General features: G+C 63.4%; 22 protein-coding genes. 17 read left to right on the plus strand and 5 right to left on the minus strand.

Going from position 1 to position 19777, the window contains the following annotated elements; genetic code table 11:
• Positions 1-39: 39 nt before the first annotated feature.
• Positions 40-1326 carry a dihydroorotase gene (locus JG746_RS19700; RefSeq protein WP_202354314.1) on the minus strand — a complete coding sequence of 429 codons (1287 nt, stop codon included), beginning with the start codon at positions 1324-1326 and terminating at the stop codon, positions 40-42.
• Positions 1323-2288 carry an aspartate carbamoyltransferase catalytic subunit gene (locus tag JG746_RS19705; protein ID WP_202354315.1) on the minus strand — a complete coding sequence of 322 codons (966 nt, stop codon included), beginning with the start codon at positions 2286-2288 and terminating at the stop codon, positions 1323-1325. The genes JG746_RS19700 and JG746_RS19705 overlap by 4 nt, the downstream gene beginning before the upstream one ends.
• A gap of 158 nt (positions 2289-2446) precedes the next feature.
• On the opposite strand from JG746_RS19705, the gene JG746_RS19710 reads away from it, so the two are divergent.
• The 3 genes from JG746_RS19710 to JG746_RS19720 all read left to right on the plus strand — a co-directional run bounded on the left by JG746_RS19710 (position 2447) and on the right by JG746_RS19720 (position 5131).
• Complete coding sequence (locus JG746_RS19710; protein WP_202354316.1) at positions 2447-4075, plus strand: DNA alkylation response protein; 1629 nt, start codon at positions 2447-2449, stop codon at positions 4073-4075.
• Positions 4076-4223: 148 nt separating this feature from the next.
• Positions 4224-4772, plus strand: a complete 549-nt coding sequence (locus tag JG746_RS19715) for a hypothetical protein (RefSeq protein ID WP_202354317.1) — start codon at positions 4224-4226, stop codon at positions 4770-4772.
• Positions 4772-5131 (plus strand): DUF6105 family protein, encoded by a 360-nt coding sequence (locus JG746_RS19720; protein ID WP_202354318.1) that lies wholly within the window; start codon positions 4772-4774, stop codon positions 5129-5131. The genes JG746_RS19715 and JG746_RS19720 overlap by 1 nt, the downstream gene beginning before the upstream one ends.
• Here JG746_RS19720 and ruvX read toward each other — a convergent pair.
• Complete coding sequence (gene ruvX / locus JG746_RS19725) at positions 5031-5555, minus strand: Holliday junction resolvase RuvX (RefSeq protein WP_202354319.1); 525 nt, start codon at positions 5553-5555, stop codon at positions 5031-5033. The two genes, JG746_RS19720 and ruvX, sit on opposite strands and share 101 nt — an antisense overlap.
• Positions 5556-5680: 125 nt before the next feature.
• Between ruvX and JG746_RS19730 the strand changes: the two genes are divergently transcribed.
• From JG746_RS19730 to JG746_RS19755, 6 genes are all read left to right on the plus strand, one after another.
• The gene (locus tag JG746_RS19730) at positions 5681-6388 is read left to right on the plus strand and encodes a metal-dependent hydrolase (protein ID WP_202354320.1); all 708 of its coding nucleotides are present in this window, start codon (positions 5681-5683) and stop codon (positions 6386-6388) included.
• Positions 6389-6412: 24 nt separating this feature from the next.
• Positions 6413-6829 (plus strand): hypothetical protein, encoded by a 417-nt coding sequence (locus JG746_RS19735; RefSeq protein WP_202354321.1) that lies wholly within the window; start codon positions 6413-6415, stop codon positions 6827-6829.
• A gap of 154 nt (positions 6830-6983) precedes the next feature.
• The gene (gatC, locus tag JG746_RS19740) at positions 6984-7271 is read left to right on the plus strand and encodes an Asp-tRNA(Asn)/Glu-tRNA(Gln) amidotransferase subunit GatC (protein ID WP_202354322.1); all 288 of its coding nucleotides are present in this window, start codon (positions 6984-6986) and stop codon (positions 7269-7271) included.
• A 7-nt stretch (positions 7272-7278) separates the two neighbouring features.
• Positions 7279-7734 (plus strand): GNAT family N-acetyltransferase, encoded by a 456-nt coding sequence (locus JG746_RS19745; protein WP_202354323.1) that lies wholly within the window; start codon positions 7279-7281, stop codon positions 7732-7734.
• The gene (locus tag JG746_RS19750; protein WP_202354324.1) at positions 7734-9299 is read left to right on the plus strand and encodes an amidase; all 1566 of its coding nucleotides are present in this window, start codon (positions 7734-7736) and stop codon (positions 9297-9299) included. Before JG746_RS19745 ends, JG746_RS19750 begins: the two co-directional genes overlap by 1 nt.
• Positions 9300-9327: 28 nt before the next feature.
• On the plus strand, positions 9328-10125 hold the full coding sequence (locus tag JG746_RS19755; protein WP_202354325.1) for a YdcF family protein: 798 nt from the start codon (positions 9328-9330) through the stop codon (positions 10123-10125).
• Here JG746_RS19755 and JG746_RS19760 read toward each other — a convergent pair.
• The gene (locus tag JG746_RS19760; protein ID WP_140773509.1) at positions 10098-10817 is read right to left on the minus strand and encodes a DUF599 domain-containing protein; all 720 of its coding nucleotides are present in this window, start codon (positions 10815-10817) and stop codon (positions 10098-10100) included. The genes JG746_RS19755 and JG746_RS19760 overlap by 28 nt on opposite strands.
• A 167-nt stretch (positions 10818-10984) precedes the next feature.
• Here JG746_RS19760 and JG746_RS19765 point away from each other — a divergent pair, with 167 nt between their 5' ends.
• The 5 genes from JG746_RS19765 (at position 10985) to JG746_RS19785 (ending at position 14529) form a co-directional block, all read left to right on the plus strand.
• Positions 10985-12388: an L-serine ammonia-lyase gene (locus JG746_RS19765; RefSeq protein ID WP_202354326.1), complete on the plus strand. Its 1404-nt coding sequence runs from the start codon at positions 10985-10987 to the stop codon at positions 12386-12388.
• A 61-nt stretch (positions 12389-12449) separates the two neighbouring features.
• Entirely contained in the window at positions 12450-12704 is a 255-nt protein-coding gene (locus tag JG746_RS19770; protein ID WP_115143573.1) for a type II toxin-antitoxin system HicA family toxin, read from the plus strand.
• Positions 12701-13039 carry a type II toxin-antitoxin system HicB family antitoxin gene (locus JG746_RS37180; RefSeq protein ID WP_115143393.1) on the plus strand — a complete coding sequence of 113 codons (339 nt, stop codon included), beginning with the start codon at positions 12701-12703 and terminating at the stop codon, positions 13037-13039. Before JG746_RS19770 ends, JG746_RS37180 begins: the two co-directional genes overlap by 4 nt.
• Before the next feature lie 72 nt (positions 13040-13111).
• Positions 13112-13549, plus strand: coding sequence for a DUF1489 family protein (locus JG746_RS19780; protein WP_202354327.1), 438 nt, complete (start codon positions 13112-13114; stop codon positions 13547-13549).
• Between the two features lie 278 nt (positions 13550-13827).
• A complete protein-coding gene (locus JG746_RS19785) occupies positions 13828-14529 on the plus strand; it encodes a DnaJ domain-containing protein (RefSeq protein ID WP_202354328.1) in 702 nt (233 codons plus the stop codon).
• A 47-nt stretch (positions 14530-14576) separates the two neighbouring features.
• Here the strand turns inward: JG746_RS19785 and JG746_RS19790 are convergent, their stop codons facing one another.
• Complete coding sequence (locus JG746_RS19790; RefSeq protein WP_202354329.1) at positions 14577-16016, minus strand: D-alanyl-D-alanine carboxypeptidase; 1440 nt, start codon at positions 16014-16016, stop codon at positions 14577-14579.
• Between the two features lie 285 nt (positions 16017-16301).
• On the opposite strand from JG746_RS19790, the gene JG746_RS19795 reads away from it, so the two are divergent.
• From JG746_RS19795 to clpA, 3 genes are all read left to right on the plus strand, one after another.
• Positions 16302-16631: a phasin family protein gene (locus JG746_RS19795; protein ID WP_202354330.1), complete on the plus strand. Its 330-nt coding sequence runs from the start codon at positions 16302-16304 to the stop codon at positions 16629-16631.
• A gap of 298 nt (positions 16632-16929) precedes the next feature.
• Entirely contained in the window at positions 16930-17259 is a 330-nt protein-coding gene (gene clpS, locus JG746_RS19800) for an ATP-dependent Clp protease adapter ClpS (RefSeq protein ID WP_010909565.1), read from the plus strand.
• Between the two features lie 6 nt (positions 17260-17265).
• Entirely contained in the window at positions 17266-19734 is a 2469-nt protein-coding gene (clpA, locus tag JG746_RS19805; protein ID WP_202354331.1) for an ATP-dependent Clp protease ATP-binding subunit ClpA, read from the plus strand.
• Positions 19735-19777 lie beyond the last annotated feature (43 nt).

The raw sequence follows: 19777 nt of genomic DNA on the forward strand, positions 1-19777 counted from the left end.
TAAAGCAGAGTGCTGCGAAGATTGGCTGGCCGTCAGGGTTTAAACGGAAAATACTGTGCGGCCCGCGACCAGCGTTTGCAAGACCTTGCCTTGCAGGCGCGCGCCTTCGAAGCAGGTGTTTTTCGAGCGCGAGCGAATGCCGCTTTCACTGACGATCCAGGGCTCATCGAGGTCGACAAGCGCGAGGTCGGCGATTGAACCCGGCTTCAGCGTGCCGCCGGGCAGTCCGAACAGTTTTGCCGGCGCGGTGGACAGCGTTTCGACCAGCCGCAGCAGCGGCACGTCGCCATTGTGGTAGAGCCGCAAGGCGGCGCCCAGAAGCGTTTCGAGGCCGATGGCGCCGGCTGCCGCGTCGGCGAAGGGTAGGCGCTTGGTGTCCACATCCTGCGGATCATGCGAGGAGACGATGATGTCGACCGTGCCGTCCCTGACCGCCTCGATCATCGCCAGCCGGTCTTCCTCGGCGCGCAGCGGCGGCGTCAGGCGGAAGAAGGTGCGGTATTCGCCGACATCGTTTTCATTGAGCGACAGATTGTGGATCGACACGCCTGACGTGACGGCCGCGCCGTCAGCCTTGGCGCGCGTCACGGCGTTTGCGGCCATCGCCGTCGAGATTTTCGCCGCATGGTAGAAGCCGCGCGTCAGCCGCGCCAAAGCCAGATCGCGCTCCAGCGGGATCGATTCGGCCTCTCGCGGAATGCCGGAAAGGCCGAGCCAGCTGGCATACAGGCCTTCATTCATGACGCCGGATGAGCCGAGGTCGGCATCCTGCGTCTCGTGCACGATGGTAGCGCCGAAGTCGCGGGCATAGGTCAGGGCGCGGCGCATCACCAGCGAACTGGCGATGGTGTGGCGGCCGTCGGTGAAGGCGACCGCGCCTGCCTCGCGCAGCAGGCCGAACTCGGTCATCTCGCGACCATCGAGCCCCTTGGTGATCGCCGCCGCCGGAAAGACGTTGACGATCGCCGTGTCCTTGGCGGTGCGCAGCACGAACTCGACCAGCGCTACATTGTCGATCACCGGATCGGTGTCCGGCATCATGACGATTGAGGTCACGCCGCCGGCGGCCGCCGCGACGCTCGCCGAAGCGATGGTTTCGCGATGCTCGCCGCCCGGCTCGCCGATGAAGACGCGGCCATCGACAAGTCCGGGAATGATCGCCTTGCCTGCGCAATCAATTGTCGTGGCGCCATCGGGCGCGCCCTGGTTCAACGCCGCCTTGCCGGCGGCAACGATTTTCTTGCCATCGACGATGACGGAGCCGACTTCGTCGATGCCGCGCGAGGGGTCGACGACGCGGGCGCGTTCAAAGACCGTCGTGCTCATGCGCCGCGACCCTCTTGATTGCGACAGGGGTCGAGCAGCGCTTCCATCACCGCCATGCGCACGGCGACGCCCATCTCCACCTGTTCCTGGATGACGCTTTGCGGGCCGTCGGCGATTTCCGAGGCGATTTCGACGCCGCGGTTCATCGGGCCGGGATGCATCACCAGCGCGTCGTCCTTGGCGGCCTTCAGCTTTTCGGCGTCGAGGCCGAAATAGCGGAAATATTCGCGCACCGAAGGCACGAAGGCGCCTTCCATCCGTTCGCGCTGCAGGCGCAGCATCATGACCACGTCGGCGTCCTTGAGGCCTTCGGCCATCGAGCGCGTGACGATGACGCCCATCTTCTCGATGCCGGACGGCAGCAGAGTCGAAGGCGCAACCACGCGCACCTGCGCGCCAAGCGCGTTGAGCAGCATGATGTTGGAGCGTGCCACGCGCGAATGCAGGATGTCGCCGCAGATCGCCACGATCAGTTTTGACAGCGGACCCTTGGCGCGGCGGATGGTCAGCGCGTCGAGCAGCGCCTGGGTCGGGTGTTCATGCGCTCCGTCGCCGGCATTGACGACGGAGCAGCCGACTTTCTGCGCCAGAAGGGCGGCGGCGCCCGCCGACTGGTGGCGGATGATCAAGATGTCGGGCCGCATGGCGTTCAGCGTCATCGCCGTGTCGATGAGCGTTTCGCCCTTCTTCACCGACGAACTCGCCACCGACATGTTCATGACATCGGCGCCGAGCCGCTTTCCGGCCAGCTCGAAAGAGGACTGCGTGCGGGTCGAGGCCTCGTAGAAGAGATTGATCTGGGTGCGGCCGCGCAGCGTCGAGGTCTTCTTTTCGGACTGCCGCGAAATCGCGACGGCCCGATCCGCCCGGTCGAGCAACAGCTCGATGTCGGCGGGCGAAAGATCGCTGATGCCCAGAAGATGGCGGTGAGGGTAGAGTGGCAGGGACGAAGCGTCGGTCATCTCAAGGCGCTGCTATAGGGTGCGGATTTTGCGCCTGCAAGCACGAGCTTTGGATTGGCGCCGTTCTCCCCGGTATTTTCGTCGCGCGGGCTGCATAGCTTGGGCTATATCTAGCCGATGGCTTCGGATTCGAAGTCTTCTTGTGACAAGGACAGAGCGTGACCGACGACGTGACGAACCAGCCGCCGCCGCTGACGGGCGGCAACGCCTGGCGGGGCGATCCGTTGCTGATCCAGCTTGCCGAGCGCTTTTCCGACCCGGTGCGCAAGGACCTCGACGGGCTCGGCCGGTTTGTCCTGACGCAGGAGGCGCAGGAGCTGGCGCGCCTGGCCAATGTCGAGACGCCGAAGCTCAGGACACATGATCGCCAGGGACGGCGCATCGATCTCGTCGAGTTCCATCCCGCCTACCACGCCTTGATGCGCCGCTCGGTGGCCAACGGGCTGCATTCCTCGGTCTGGGAAAATGGCGACGCCGAGATCGGCCGCCGCCACCAGGTGCGCGCCGCCCGATTCTATCTGACCGCCGAGCTCGAGACAGGACATCTGTGCCCCATCACCATGACCAGCGCCTCGCTGGCGGCGTTGATGGCCAGCCCGAAACTGTTCCGCGAATGGGCGCCGCGGGTGACGACGCGCAAATACGACCAGAGCCAGAAGCCGCCGGTCGAGAAGACCGGGCTGACCCTCGGCATGGGCATGACCGAAAAACAGGGCGGCACCGATGTGCGCGCCAATGTGACCAGGGCCGAACGCGCCGGCAGCGGCTTCTATCGCCTGACCGGCCACAAATGGTTCATGTCGGCGCCGATGTCGGATGCCTTCCTGGTTCTGGCGCAGGCGCCGGAGGGGCTTTCGTGCTTCCTCGTGCCGCGCGTTCTCGGCGACGGATCAGGCAATGGTTTCCGCTTCCAGCGGCTGAAGGACAAGCTCGGCAACCGCTCCAACGCGTCTTCCGAGGTGGAATTCGTCAACGCCATTGGCGAGATGGTCGGCGAGCCCGGCGCCGGCGTGAAGACGATCATGGACATGGTCACCTTGACCCGGCTTGACTGCGCCGTGGCGTCCTCGGCGATCATGCGGGCAGGGCTGGCGGAAGCGGTTCACCATGCCCGTCATCGCCAGGTGTTCGGCTCGACCTTGATCGAGCAGCCGATGATGCAGCGCGTGCTGGCCGACATGGCGCTGGATGTTGCCGCCGCCACCGCGCTGTCGTTCCGGCTGGCGCGCTCCTTCGACGAAGCTGCGAGCGATCGCGGCGAGGCGGCGTTTGCGCGCGCCATGACGCCGGTCGTCAAATACTGGGTATGCAAGATCGCGCCGCCGCTGCTTTACGAGGCGATGGAGTGTCTCGGCGGCAATGGCTATGTCGAGGAGGCGCCGCTCGCCCGCTACTACCGCGAAGCGCCGGTCAACGCGATCTGGGAAGGGTCGGGCAATGTCATGGCGCTCGATGTGTTGCGCGTGCTCGGTCGCGCGCCCGGCCTGTTCGAAGAGGTGCTGGCCGGCATCGACCGCGACCTCGGCGCCGGCGGGCGTGGCACGATCGGCGTGCTGAAGGCGGCAATGCAGGTGGCTTCGACCGATGAGGGCTCGGCCCGGCTGCTGACCGAACAGCTGGCGTTGTCGGCCGCCGCGGCGGAGCTGCGCCGGCTGGGGGCAGGGCGGATCGCCGATGCCTTCGTCGAGACCCGCCTGGCCGGCCAATGGCGCAACACCTACGGCATGATCGATTCGCGCCACGACGCGCGCATGATCATCGACACGCTCTATCCGCCGGTGAATTGAGCCGAGACCGCTCGATTCTTCGACCGGTTGAACGCATCCGGGAGCATCCTGGTGCGTTCTGTGGATCGCCGTTAACCTTAACAAATGGTTTCCATTGCGGCGGCGGGCGGCAAAGCCCACTGTCATTCCTGCCGAAGCAGGAACCACGATGCGACACGTACTGACCTCTTTTCTGTCTGTGCACTGGGCGATTGTCTTCGCCCTGCTGGCGCTGATCTGCATCGATGGAGACCGCGGTGTGGCGGCAGCCCTTGGCGTGCTCGGAGTGACGGTGGAGAGCGCCCGGTTCGTCGATCTGCAGAACGTCGTCGTGGTCGCGCCGCTGGCGATCGCCTTGCTGGTCGTGTCGGTGCTGTTCTTCTGGGCTTTTGTCGATTCCTTGATCAACGATGTGGCCAGCCCGGGCGCCGACAGCGTCGTTCGCATCGCCTTCATTTCCGCGTCCGGCGTGCTGTCGATGATCCTGATCGGCGGCGCGGCCCAAGGCATCAACGGACTTTTCATGGTGGTGGCCGTGCAATTGGCGGCGCTTCTGGCCTCCTATGTCGCCATGCTCGCCGAGCGGCGCTCCGCGGCCGCGTCGGATGACGCCGATTTTCGCGCCACGGCGCACAGCATGGCGAAGGCCGCTGCCCACAATTCGCTGCTCTCGCTGATATCGGGCCGGACCGGACCGAACGGGAAGGGAGGCCGCTGATGCGCTATATCTTCGCATTGTGGGCGGCCCCGATGGCGCTGTTCTGGGGCTGGTTCTACCTCTCCCTCAACGACATGAACTTCGGCTATGTCATGCTGACCCGGCAACTGCACGATTTCGTGTTCCAGCTTTATGGCCAGATGCTCGGCATCGATCCGGCCATCATCCCGGGGATGGTGGCAAAGGCCTGTATCCTCGACGGGTTTCTGCTGATGGCGATATGGGCGTTTCGCCGCCGCCGCGAAATTCTGGACTGGGTCAGGCGGCGTCGGTCGGGTCCGGTTCCGCACGATCGCCCAATTCCGTTCGATCGCTTGAATCGAGCGACCGAAGCCGGTCCAACACTCCCTGCAGAATAAAGGCCGCGGCCGCCGAATCGATCTTGCCGGCGCGTTTGGCGCGCGAGAAATCCATTTCGATCAGCGTCCTTTCGGCCGCCACCGTCGACAGCCGTTCATCCCAGAACACGAAGGGCAGGTCGCTCAGCTGCGCCATGTTGCGCACGAAGGCGCGCGATTTCTGCGCGCGCGGACCTTCCGACCCATCCATGTTGATCGGCAGCCCGATCGCCACCGCGCCGACATTCTCCTTCTTCAGCAAGGCCAGAAGCACAGCGGCATCGAGCGAGAATTTCTTTCGCATGATGACCGGGCGCGGATGAGCGAAGGAGAATCCCCGGTCGGAAACCGCGACGCCGATCGTCTTGTCGCCGAGATCGAGCCCCGCCAGCGTCCTGCCGTCGGCGAGCCATGCAGGCAATTGCTCAATCGTGATGATAGCCAACGGTTTTCCTTCGTCTTTTTCAGCAGCATGCGTCCTTCCGGATGCGCGGCGGACACTATACCCTTTGATCTCGGGGTCATCGGCGTTCTATCCTCTGGCCCGGCAAAAATCGAGGAATGCATTTCATGAAACTGACCTGGTACGGCCATTCGGCCTTCCGTATCGAAACCGGCGACGCAAAGATCCTCATCGACCCCTATCTGATCGGCAACCCGTCGTGGACGGGCGGCTGGGAGGGGCCGGCCGAAGGGATCACGCATGTTCTGCTGACGCATGGGCACAACGACCATATAAGCGGCGCGCTGGAAGTGCTCGGCAAGAGCAGTGCCCAGCTGGTCGCCAATTTCGAGATCTGCATGTACCTGGTCGGCAAGGGCGCCGACGGCAGCAGGATCAATCCCGGCAATATCGGCGGCACGGTCGATTGCGGTGGCTTCACCACCACGTTCGTCCAGGCGCTGCACTCCTCCTCGTTTGGCGAAGACGGCGGCAAGAACGTCTATCTCGGCAATCCCGGCGGGCTGGTGCTGCATTTCCCGGAAGACCCGACACTCTACCACATGGGCGATACCGACATCTTTTCCGACATGGCGCTGATCAACGAATTGCATGAGCCGAAGATCGGCATCGTGCCGATCGGCGACCGCTTCACCATGGGCGGCGCGGTGGCCGCACTTGCCTGCCGGCGCTTCTTCAAGTTCGACACCGTCGTCCCTTGCCACTTCGGCACGTTTCCGATGATCGATCCGACGCCTGAGAAATTCGAGGCCGGCCTGGAAGGGTCCGGTGTGAAGGTCGCGTTGCCGAAAATCGGTGAAACGATTACGATCTAGAAACAGCCAAAGCGGAACAAATCCATGGCGTTGGGGCGATCTCTTTGCGTGTCGATGTTTGTCGCGGCGTCGCCCGCGCTCGCCGCGGATGATTTTATTGAAGGCGTCTACCTTCAATCCGAGGAGCTTTGTGCGCAGGCCAAAAAGGATACGCTGCAGACGCTGATTGACGCCGGCAACATCGTGTTGTCGGCGCATGGGCTGCAAGGCGTCGAATACAATTGTGAGTTCGTGCAGATCAGCAAGGCGACGGCTTCGCCAAGCTGGGCGGTGACGGCCATCTGCCAGGAGCCGGGCTACGTCTTTCCCGATGTTCTGTCGGTGACGCGGATCAGCCCGACGCAGCTCGATCTCGTCTCGGTCCGGCCGATCGACGACGAAAGCGAGGCGAGCGGCAACAGCGGCAGCTATTATCTGTGCGACGGCGTTGCCCTGCCATGACGATCGTGCAAAGCGTCAGGTCGAAGAGGCGATTGTTCGAGTTGCCAAACCCGCTTCGCCGCCCCAAGGTCAGCGCGGCAGCCTACTTCGATGCCTGTTGCGCTGCACGCGCGGCGCCGCTATAGCCCGGACAGGTTTTCCCGAGGCAAAATCCATGTCCGTTGATCTTCAGACTGTGAAGCGCGTCGCGCGTCTCGCCCGCATTGCGGTGAGCGCGGAAGATGCTGAACGCATGACCGGCGAACTGAACGCCATACTGGGCTTCGTCGAGCAATTGAACGAGGTCGATGTCTCCGGCGTCGAGCCGATGACCTCGGTGGCGCCGATGGAGATGAAGAAGCGCAGGGATGTCGTCACCGACGGCAACAAGGCGGCCGACATCGTCGCCAATGCGCCAGCGACCGAAGAGAATTTCTTCCTCGTGCCGAAGGTCGTGGAGTAGGGCGCCGATGGCAATCGAGATCGCCATCGAGACTCCGTTGCAGGATGATGTACGCGGCCTGGTCGCGGAGCTCAACGAGACCTTACTCGAATTGACGCCGCCGGAGCACTGCTATCATCTGACTGTCGAGCAGATGGCCGGCCAGGACACGACCGTTTTCATCGCCCGCGACAACGGCATGGCCATCGGTTGTGGCGCGCTGAAGCGCCATGGCGACGCTATCGGCGAGGTCAAGCGCATGTATACGCGGCCTTCGCATCGCGGCCAGAAAATCGGCGCGAGGATTGTGGAGCGCGTCGAGGCGCTGGCGAGGCAGGAAGGGCTGAAGCGGCTGGTGCTGGAGACGGGCGACCGCCATCCCGCCGCCTGGACCGTCTACGAACGTGCCGGGTTTTCGCGCTGTGGCCCGGTGCTGGATTATCCCGATTCCAAGTGGTCGGTGTTTTACGAAAAGAGCCTTTGATGAGCGACCTGACCAGACTGACGATTTCGCAGGCCCGCGCCAAGCTGCGCGGCAAGGAGATCACCGCGACCGAGATCACCGAGGCTTATCTCTCGGCGATCGATCGCGCCAATCCGGCGCTCAATGCTTATGTCGCGGTGACTGGCGACAAGGCACGCGACATGGCCAAGGCGTCCGACGCCAGGCTGGTCAAGGGCGAGGGCGGTGCGCTGGAAGGTATTCCGCTGGGGATCAAGGACCTGTTCGGCACCGAAGGCGTCCATACCCAGGCCTGCAGCCACGTGCTCGACGGCTTCAAGCCACGCTACGAATCGACCGTCACCGCCAATTTGTGGGCGGATGGCGCCGTCATGCTGGGCAAGCTCAACATGGATGAGTTCGCCATGGGCTCCTCCAACGAGACGTCCTATTACGGCCCGGTCATCAACCCGTGGCGCCGTTCGCGTATCGACACGGTGGTGATGCCGACGACGCATCAGGGCGACGGCGGCTTCGTGTCGGCCGGCGGCACGAAAACCCAGCGCAGCCTGGACAATGCGCAATTGGTGCCGGGCGGTTCTTCCGGCGGCTCGGCAACTGCCGTTTCGGCCTTCTTGTGCGCCGGCGCGACAGCCACCGACACCGGCGGCTCGATCCGCCAGCCGGCCGCTTTCACCGGCACGGTCGGCATCAAGCCGACCTATGGCCGTTGCTCGCGCTGGGGCATCGTCGCCTTCGCCTCGTCGCTCGACCAGGCCGGCCCGATTGCGCGCGACGTGCGCGACGCCGCGATCCTTCTGAAGTCGATGGCCTCGGTCGATCCGAAGGACACCACTTCCGTCGACCGGCCGGTGCCGGACTATGAGGCGGCGATCGGCAAGCCGATCAAGGGCATGAAGGTCGGCATTCCCAAGGAATACCGCGTCGACGGCATGCCGGCGGAGATCGAGGCGCTGTGGCAGAAGGGCATTGCCTGGCTCAGGGATGCCGGTGCTGAGATCGTCGACATTTCCCTGCCGCATACGAAGTACGCGCTGCCGGCCTACTACATCGTGGCGCCCGCCGAGGCTTCGTCCAACCTGGCGCGCTATGACGGCGTCCGCTACGGCCTGCGCGTGCCGGGCAAGGACATCGTCGAGATGTATGAGAAGACCCGCGCCGCCGGTTTCGGCCGCGAGGTCAAGCGCCGCATCATGATCGGCACCTATGTGCTGTCGGCTGGCTATTACGACGCCTATTATCTGCAGGCGCAGAAGGTGCGCAATCTGATCAAGCGCGACTTCGAGAATGTCTTTGCCGCCGGCGTCGACGTCATCCTGACCCCGGCCACGCCGTCCGCCGCCTTCGGCATCGCCGACGAGGACATGGCCGCCGATCCGGTGAAGATGTACCTCAACGACATTTTCACGGTCACCGTGAACATGGCCGGCCTGCCGGGCATCGCCGTGCCCGCCGGGCTCGACCCCAAGGGTCTGCCGCTCGGCCTGCAACTCATCGGCCGGCCGTTCGAGGAAGAAACGCTGTTCCAGACCGCCGCCATCATCGAGCAGGCGGCCGGCACATTTCAGCCTGAGAAGTGGTGGTAAGGGTATCGATCATCTGAAGGGGTGAGCGATGTTCTACCTTCTTTCCAAGATATTCTGGTTCTTCATCCAGCCGCTCAACCTGACGATCTTCCTGGTCCTGGCCGGGCTGGTCGCCGGGATGATCGGCCGGCGGCGGCTGGCCGTCACCGGCAGTGTGCTGGCGTTCCTGATTCTGGCGCTTTCGACCTGGACGTCGCTTGGCGCGATGATGCTCAACCCGCTGGAACAGCGCTTTCCACGGCCGCCGCTGCCGCAAAAGGTCGACGGCATCGTCGCGCTCGGCGGCGGCTTCGAGGGCGCCATCAACTTTGCGCGTGGCGGCTATGAATTGAGCAGCAGCGGCGACCGCATGGTCGAGACCGCAATCCTCGCCCGGCGCTTCCCGCAGGCCAAGGTTGTTGTATCCGGCGGGAACGGATCGTTTTTCATCGACGGCGAGGGAGACGCCGATACCGCGTCCCGCCTGCTCGTTCCGCTGGGTGTATCGGCCGATCGCCTTGTCCTCGAGGACAAGTCCCGCAACACCTATGAAAATGCCGTCTTCAGCCGCAAACTTGTCGAGCCGAAGCCGGGCGAGACCTGGTTGCTGGTGACCTCCGCCTTCCACATGCCCCGCGCCAAGGCGCTGTTCGACAAGGCTGGTTTTCCGACCGTTCCATGGCCTGTGGACTATCACACCTCCGGCAAGGAGGGTGTCGGACTGTTTCGCGACAATGCGATCGATTCCGTGCAGAACACCACCATCGCGCTCCGCGAATGGATCGGGCTTTTCGCCTATTGGCTTTCCGGACGCATTGATCAGCCGTTTCCGGCGCCTGGCGGCTGACCGATGACGGCGCGTCGCGCCGCCGAGAAGAACTGGCGCCGCACCAGCACGGCCAGCAGCAGAAGCGTCGACAGCACGAACACCACGGGGTCGACGAACCAGCCGAGATAGCCGATCGAAAAGAACACGCCGCGCAGGCCGGAGTTGAAATGCTTGCCGGCCAGCATGTTCATCTGTGCCGCGCGCCAGACGGCGGTTTCCGTGACCGGATTTCTCGAGGCTTCGCCATGCGGGATCGGCACCGCGCCGATCAGGATCGAGCAATAGTTGAACAGCCGGTAGGCCCAGCCGAATTTGAAGAAGGAAAAGGCCAGGATCAGCACCAGCCCCAGCACCTTGATCTGAAAGGCCGGGCGCGACGGTGCTCCGCCGAGCGGCAGGTTGCTCAGCACTTCGAGCACCCGGTCGGACGCGCCGAGCAGTGCAAAGCAGCCGCCGAGCGCGATCAGCGAGCTCGAGGCAAAGAAGGCGGTTCCTTGTTGCAGGCCGCTCATGATGGCGGTGTCGACGATGCGGATTTCGCGCTCGGCCATGGTGCGCATCCAGGCTTCGCGCTGCGCATTCATCGCCGTCGTGAGCGACATGCGGCTGACCAGCTTGCCGTCGGAGGCGAGCGTATGCAGCAGCCACGCGATCAGGAAGAAGGCCAGCGCCCCGAAATCAGCCATCGAAAGATAGAAGGAATCGCCCATGGGCTGAATTTATCACATCCAGCGCAATCGCTTCGATGCGGGCTCACGACAACAATGTCGCTGCCTGAGCAAACAAGGTCGGCAGGTGCTGCGCCGCGATCCTCAAAAGAGCGGAAACATCCGGGGAATTCCTATATGTAATCCTCGACGTGACTCCAGGAGACAGCGTGTTCCTTTCGGTTTTCGACCTGTTCAAGATCGGCATCGGCCCTTCGAGCTCGCACACGATGGGGCCGATGACGGCCGCGCGGCGGTTTCTCGACGAGGTCGCGGGCGACGACTGGCCGCGGCCCACCGGGGCCAAGGTTGCCCGCATCGGCGCCAGCCTGCATGGCTCGCTCGCCTATACCGGCATCGGCCATGGCAGCGACCGCGCCGTCATCCTCGGCCTTGCCGGCCAGACGCCGCAAACGGTCGATCCCGATCAGGCCGACGGCATCATCAGCCGCATCACCGCCGACAGGCTGATTTCACCGCCCGGTCACCCGTCCTACCAATTCGACCCGGCCACGGATCTGGTGCTCGACCGCAAGACGCCGCTCACCGGGCACGCCAACGGCATGGCGTTCCATGCCTACGATGCCGGCGGCCGTCTGCTGCTCAAGCGCATCTACTATTCGATCGGCGGCGGCTTCGTGGTCTCGGAGGAAGAGCTCCAGCGGATGAAGGCCAAGGGCTCGGTGACGACAGAAGGCAAGAAAGTGCCTTATCCCTTCAGGAATGCCGTCGAGATGCTGAAGATGGCGGGCAAGAGCGGCCTTTCCATCGCCGAGATGAAGCGCGTCAACGAGGAAACGCAGATGTCGCGCGACGAGCTCGACACCGGTCTCGACGCCATCTGGGGGGCGATGAAGAGCTGCATCGACCGTGGCCTGTCGCAGGACGGCATCATGCCGGGCGGGCTGAAGGTGCGGCGCCGTGCTAGGCAGCTGCACGACAAGCTGCAGGAACAGTGGCAACAGAACCGGCCAAACCCGTTGCTCGCAAATGACTGGCTGTCGATCTACGCGATGGCGGTCAACGAGGAGAACGCCGCCGGCGGGCGCGTCGTCACCGCGCCGACCAACGGGGCGGCCGGCACGCTGCCGGCGGTGCTGCGCTACTGGCTGCATTTCCACCCCGAGGCCGACCAGCCGAGCATCCGCGATTTTCTGCTGACGGCCGCTGCTGTCGGCGGCATCATCAAGACCAATGCGTCGATCTCGGGCGCCGAAGTCGGCTGCCAGGGCGAGGTGGGATCCGCCTCGGCCATGGCCGCGGCCGGCCTTTGCGCCGTCATGGGCGGCACGCCCGAACAGGTCGAGAATGCCGCCGAAATCGCGCTCGAACACCATCTCGGCATGACCTGCGATCCCGTAGGCGGGCTGGTGCAAGTGCCGTGCATCGAGCGCAACGCGCTCGGCGCCGTCAAGGCGGTGACCGCCGCATCGCTGGCGATCAAGGGCGACGGCGTCCACTTCGTGCCGCTCGACGCGGCGATCGAAACCATGCGCCAGACCGGCCTCGACATGAACGAGAAATACAAGGAAACCAGCCTCGGCGGCCTCGCCGTCAATGTCGTGGAGTGCTGAGCTCAGGCATTTTTCCATTGAATTCTTGTGCGTTGATACCATTTTATGGTACTAAATTGGCATGAAGCGGAAGCATCAGGCAACGCTGCTACAGATTTTTGCGCGCCCCGTAAGCGGCACAATCCGATGGTCGGAAATTGAAGCCTTGTTTGTGGCCTTGGGCGCCGAGGTAAGCGAGCGCGAAGGATCACGCGTCGGTGTCTTCCTGTTCGGGGAGGTTCGTGTCTTTCATAGACCACATCCGACGCCGGACACGGATAAAGGTGCGGTGTCGAGCATCAGGAAATGGCTGGAAAGCCATGGAGTGAGACCATGAAGAATATCATCGAGATCGACGGTCACAAGGCGCTGGTGTCTTTCGATCCGGAGATCGAAATGCTGAGGGGCGAATTTCTGGGGTTGGCCGGGGGCGCAGATTTCTACGCGAAGGACGTTGAGCAACTCCATGTGGAGGGTGCGAAATCCCTCGCGGTTTTCCTTGCCATGTGCCGGGAGAAGAACATCGAGCCTTTCCGTGAATTCTCCGGTCGCTTCAATCTGCGGCTTGAACCGAGTGTGCATGAAGCGGCTGCGACAGCGGCGGCGGCTGAGAACAAGAGCCTCAACGAGTGGGTTGCGGAAGCCATCAAAACGGCTGCGCAGGCCTCGTAAGCTGATCGGCTCTGCCTGTGCAAAACCTTCCGAAGCGTTGAAGGCTTGTCTTGCAGCCGCTAGATTGCTGCCATGGCTCTCAATCTCCTAAAACTGTGCGTCGGCTGCGACAGCGTCGAGGATCTCGAGGAATGGATCGAGTTCCGTCTCGACGAACGGCGCCGGGCCGGCGAGCCGACCGAACACTGGCACACCACGCGCATGGTGCCGACGCGCGGCGCCGAGATCACCGATGGCGGTTCGCTCTATTGGGTGATCAAGGGCAGCGTACAATGCCGCCAGTTGATCACCGAGATCCGGCCCTTCACCGACGATGAGGGCATTGGCCGCTGTCATTTGGTGCTCGACCCGCAAGTCGTGCGGACCGACTGGCAGCCGCGCCGGGCTTTCCAGGGCTGGCGCTATCTAAAGCCGTCCGATGCGCCGGCCGATATCGGCAAGGGCAAGGCCGGGCTGGTCGAGATGCCGCCGAAACTGCGGCGCGAGCTTGCCGATCTCGGCTTGCTGTAGGCCCATCGCGCGGAAAGCGTTGCCCGTTCTGGCGCGGGATTTTTCTGGCCCTCCATCTTGCTACGCACTGGACTTGCAAGCGGCGCGACAACGCCACATCTTGAACTCCATGCGCACTGAAAAGCTGTCGAAGCCGGCAAGAGCCACAGGTTTGGAAGGCCATCCCGCGTGGCGGTCCTCTTCCCGTCCAGGCGAAGGCCATCATTCCGGCGCAGAAAAAGTGTTGGATCACATACGCGGCTGTCCAGGCTGACAGGGTATCCGCGGGGCGGTGGGAAATGTTAGGCGCAATTATCGGTCTGGTCGCATTGCTGCTTGTGCTGCTCGGCGTGGCCTCGGCCTTCCTGCGCGCCGATCCGGCGCGGCTGGCGAGCGGCATGAGAACACTGGGACCGATCCTGCTGGCGCTGGTGGGCGCCGCAGTGCTTCTGGTCGGCCGAAGCGGAATCGGCGGCGTCATGCTGTTCGTGGCGATCGGCTGGTATGCCGCCACGCGCGCCAACCGGCCCGATGTGAAGCCGGCGCCGGGAAAACGCTCGACGGTGCGGACGGCAGCGCTCGAAATGGAGCTGGATCACAATACCGGCGGCCTCGAAGGGCTGGTCCTGGCCGGCCGCCATGATGGCAAGATGCTCGGCGCGATGGGCCTTGCGGAGCTGCAGCATCTCTACCGCGAACTCTCCGCCGACGCGGAGAGCCGCCAGTTGCTAGAGACGTATCTTGACGGCAGATTTCCCGTCTGGCGCAAAAACACTGAGACGAACGGTGGCGAAGGGCTGGGTGTTGCGCCAGGTCCGGGCGCCATGACTAAGGAGGAGGCCTACAAGGTCCTTGGTCTTGAAGCGGGGGCCGCCGCGGCGGATGTCCGCAAGGCGCACCGCCGCCTGATGCAGCGCCTGCACCCCGATATCGGCGGCACGTCTTTCCTGGCGGCGCGAATCAACGAAGCCAAGGACGTCTTGCTCTCCAATCACAACTAAGTCTCCTTCGACGCAAAAAATTTCCGGGAGATTGCTTCCACGCCGTCCTATTGCTGGACGGCGTAGCACTCGATTTTCTTCTTCTTCAAAGCCGTGCAAGCCTTCCAGGCGGCGTCCTTCGAACCAAAGCCGCCGAAACGGGCGCGGTAGTAGGTGACGCCGTCCTTGTCGAAGGCGACGGTGAAGCCGGCGGCATCCGCCAGCACCTTCGGTGCCTGCTTGGTGGTCTTGTCGAGGACAGCCTGGGCTTCCGACTGTTTTGGCGACGAGGCGACCTGGATAGCCCAGCCCGACGGCACCGAAGCGGTTTTGACCGGATCGACGGCCGGCGTCGGCGCGGCAGCTGGCGCCGGCTCGGCATAGGCGGCCACGACCTGTGCGGTGGTGACCTTGGGCGCGGCGACGATGACCGTCTTCACCTTCTTTGCCGGAACAACCAGTTTGGGTGTTTCGGCTTCGGCGCTCTCTTCGTCATCACCCTGCGCAACGGTCGCGTCTTCGGCAACGGATGTGTCGTCGGCGCTGGCCATCGCGACCGGCTTGTCGTCCGGGGTCGGCGCGTCGTGCTTGGGCAGCAGAACCTTGGCAAGCGCCTTGACCGGGTTGCTGTCGTCGGCCTTGGCGACCAGGTCGCCGCCGCCGCGGGTCGAGGCCCTCGGCATGTAAGTGTTTATCAGCGACGCCATCTGGTTGTCGCGGCTGCCGCCGGAGGTGCCGCCCATGACAACGGCGACAAGGCGGCGGTTGCCGTCGGAAACCGACGAAACGAGATTGAAGCCGGAGGCGCGGGTGTAGCCGGTCTTGATGCCGTCGACGCCCTTGATGCGCCCGAGCAGACGGTTGTGGCCATTGATGCGCTGGCGGCCATAGAGAAACGAGCGCTGCGAGAAATAGCCGTAATACTGCGGGAAATGCTCCCTGAGCGCGATGCCGAGCGTGGCCATGTCGCGCGCGGTGGTGAACTGGCCGGGATCGGGCAGGCCGTTGGCGTTGCGGAAGACGGTGCCGTTCATGCCGAGAGCCCGCGCCTTGGCGGTCATCATGCGGGCAAAGGTGCTTTCATCGCCGCCAAGCATCTCGCCGAGCGCAGTGGCCGAGTCGTTCGCGGACTTGGTGACGATCGACAGGATGGCGGTTTCGACGGTGACCGAGCCGCCTGGCTTCACGCCGAGTTTCGTCGGCGCCTCGCCGGAGGCCTTGGCGGAAAACACGACAGGCGTGTTCCGGCTGATCCTGCCCTTCGCCATCGCTTCGAAGGTCAGGTAAAGCGTCATCATCTTGGTCAGCGACGCCGGATAGCGCCTGCCATTGGCATCCGCGGAATACAGCACCTTGCCCGTCTTGGCGTCGACGACGATGGCCGCCTGCCGCGCCGCCAGCGAGGCGGCAGCGTCGGCGCAAACGAACGTCATCGCCAGGGCGAGGACCATGATCGCTTTGAGGGGGGAGGTGGATTTGGAAACGATGCCCAACAACGCCTGACGCACTGATATTTCCCTTGAATTCTTCGTTGCGTTGGAGGCGGCAAAGGGTCCTGCCTCACTTCCAGCCAAGCTAGCCGGGCAGCGTTACCAATCCGTTTATGGTAACCGCCGCGTTCACCATTTTCTTCGGGCTTGAAACGCACTTTATTCGATTTTTAGCCATTGCCTGCGCAGGCGGGGCCCGCACGCCGGCGAAATATTGACTTTTGTGCGACGCACAATATACTCTAGTGCATTGCACAACGGCGCCCCGAAGAAGGACGCCTCAACCGTCAAGGGAATCGTGAAATGACCCAGACCTATGAGGACTTCAGCAAATACGGCAAGGAATTCGCAGACACCGGCTTGAAGAGCTTCGCTTCGCTCTCCAAGGGCGCTCAGGCGATCGCCACCGAGGCCGGTGAATACACCAAGAAGAGCTTCGAGGCGGGCAGCGCGGCTGTCGAGAAGCTGCTTTCGGCCAAGTCGCTGGACAAGGCCATCGAGATCCAGTCCGACTACGCCAAGCAGTCCTACGAGGCGTTCGTCGCCGAGGCCACCAAGATCGGCGACCTCTATGCCGAACTCGCCAAGGAAGCCTACAAGCCGTTCGAATCGATCGTTGCCAAGGCGAAGTAATTTCGCCCGGGCGAAGTAATTTTCGCCCCGACAGTTTCAGATCCGGCCCCTTGGGCCCGGGAAGAAGCCCGGTCGCGGAGACGCGGCCGGGTTTTTTCATGCTAATTTCCAGTTCGCGGCGGCGCAGCGCTTCACGATTGCGAAAATCCGCCAAGTTTGGTCACCTAGCCATATTGTCAGCTAACCAGAAGGGCTTAAAATCGTCCATCGAACACCTACATGTCGAACTCGCATGGGGATTCGAAAGAGGCAGGATTACGTGACGATCGGTTTGACTGCCACGAGACAAGTGGCGCGGATGCAAAACGGCGGCGGCGACGGCAATGAGGCCGGCCGCGGGACGGCCGTCATCACGCGCACCAAAACCAAGACCAAGAAGCCCAGCCTTTACCGGGTCCTCATCCTCAACGACGACTACACTCCCATGGAGTTCGTGGTTCACGTGCTGGAGCGTTTTTTCCAGAAGGACCGCGAAGCCGCCACACGCATCATGCTTCATGTTCACAATCATGGAGTGGGCGAGTGCGGGGTCTATACATTCGAGGTGGCCGAGACCAAAGTGTCTCAGGTCATGGATTTCGCCCGACAGAATCAGCATCCGCTGCAATGCGTGATGGAGAAGAAGTGAGGTAACATGCCGGCTTTCTCCCAAGGCCTGGAAAAGGCGCTTCACCAGGCGCTGACGCTCGCCAATGAGCGGCACCATGAATACGCAACCCTTGAACATCTGCTGCTCGCGTTGATCGACGACACCGAGGCGGCCGCCGTCATGCGCGCCTGCAACGTCGATCTCGACGAGCTGAAGCACACTGTTCTGACCTATATCGACACCGAACTCGACAATCTGGTCACCGGCTACGACGAGGATTCCAAGCCGACCGCCGGCTTCCAGCGCGTCATCCAGCGCGCGGTGATCCACGTGCAGTCGTCGGGCCGCGAGGAAGTGTCGGGCGCCAACGTGCTCGTCGCCATCTTCGCCGAGCGCGAGAGCCACGCCGCCTATTTCCTGCAGGAACAGCAGATGACCCGCTACGACGCGGTCAACTACATCTCGCACGGCATCGCCAAGCGCCCCGGCGCATCGGAAACGCGCTCGCCGCGCGGCGCCGATGACGAACAGGGCGGCCAGAACGGCGCCGAGCCGCAAGAGGAAGGCGGCAAGAAGAAGCAGCAGCAGGACGCGCTGACGGCTTATTGCGTCAACCTCAACAACAAGGCCAAGGCCGGCAAGATCGATCCGCTGATCGGCCGCGAGTCCGAAATCAACCGCACCATCCAGGTGCTGTGCCGCCGCTCCAAGAACAACCCGCTCTATGTAGGCGACCCCGGCGTCGGCAAGACGGCGATCGCCGAAGGCCTCGCCAAGCGCATCGTCGAGGGCGACGTTCCCGAAGTGCTGCACAACGCCACCATCTTCGCGCTCGACATGGGCACGCTGCTGGCCGGCACGCGCTACCGCGGTGATTTCGAGGAGCGGCTGAAGCAGGTCGTGAAGGAGCTCGAGGATTATCCGGGCGCGGTGCTGTTCATTGATGAGATCCATACGGTGATCGGCGCAGGTGCCACCTCGGGCGGCGCCATGGACGCATCGAACCTGTTGAAGCCGGCTCTGTCGTCGGGTGCGATCCGCTGCATCGGCTCGACCACCTACAAGGAGTTCCGGCAGTTCTTCGAGAAGGACCGCGCTCTGGTGCGGCGCTTCCAGAAGATCGACGTCAACGAACCGACCATCGAGGACGCCATCGAGATCATGAAGGGCCTCAAGCCCTATTTCGAGGAGTTCCACAAGGTCCGCTACACGAGCGAAGCCATCAAGGCCTCGGTCGAGCTGTCGGCGCGCTACATCAACGACCGCAAGCTGCCGGACAAGGCGATCGACGTGATCGACGAGACCGGCGCCTCGCAGATGCTGGTGCCGGAAGCCAAGCGCAAGAAGACCATCGGCATCAAGGAGATCGAAGCCACGATCGCCACCATGGCGCGTATTCCGCCGAAGACGGTTTCGGCCGACGACGAGAAGGTGCTGCAGGGCCTCGACATCGAGCTGAAGCGGGTCGTCTATGGCCAGGACACCGCCATCACCGCGCTGACCTCGGCGATCAAGCTGGCCCGTGCCGGCCTGCGCGAACCGGAAAAGCCGATCGGCTCGTATCTTTTCTCGGGCCCGACCGGCGTCGGCAAGACGGAAGTGGCCAAGCAACTCGCCGCCTCGCTCGGCGTCGAGCTGATCCGCTTCGACATGTCGGAATATATGGAACGCCACACCGTTTCGCGGCTGATCGGCGCGCCTCCCGGCTATGTCGGTTTCGACCAGGGCGGCCTGTTGACCGACGGTGTCGACCAGCATCCGCACTGCGTGCTGCTGCTCGACGAGGTCGAAAAGGCCCATCCGGATCTGTTCAACATCCTGTTGCAGGTCATGGATCACGGCAAGCTGACCGACCACAACGGTAAGCAGATCGACTTCCGCAATGTCATCCTGATCATGACCACCAATGCGGGCGCATCCGATGCGCAGCGCGCGGCGATCGGTTTCGGGTCGACCAAGCGCGAAGGCGATGATGTCGAGGCGATCAACCGGCTGTTCACGCCGGAGTTCCGCAACCGTCTCGATGCGATCATCCCGTTCGGCTCGCTGCCGGTGCCGGTCATCCATCAGGTGGTGCAGAAGTTCGTCATGCAGCTCGAGGCGCAGTTGTCCGAGCGTGGCGTTACCTTCGACCTGTCGCCGGATGCGATCGCCTGGCTCGCCGACAAGGGCTATGACGAGCGCATGGGCGCGCGGCCGCTCGGCCGTGTGATCCAGGAGCACATCAAGAAGCCGCTGGCCGACGAGGTGCTGTTCGGCAAGCTCAAGAAGGGCGGCACGGTGCGCGTCACCGTCGAGAAGAAGGAAACCGGCGAGACCGGCCTGAAACTCGAATCGCTGGCCGACGAGGCGCCGGTGAAGCCGAAGAAGGAAGAGCCGGAAGAAGCGCCGAAGCCGCCCAAGGCGGTGGCCAAGAAACCGGCCGCCAAGAAGGTGGTGGCGCAGAAGCCGGAGCCCAAGGGCAAGGATGGCGGCAAGCGCAGCCTGGTCCCGCAACTGCCCCGCAAGGGCTGATCCACACGCACTCGAAAAAGCCCCGGCAACGGGGCTTTTTCAT

The sequence above is a fragment of the Mesorhizobium sp. 113-3-3 genome, assembly GCF_016756495.1.
GTDB lineage: Bacteria > Pseudomonadota > Alphaproteobacteria > Rhizobiales > Rhizobiaceae > Mesorhizobium.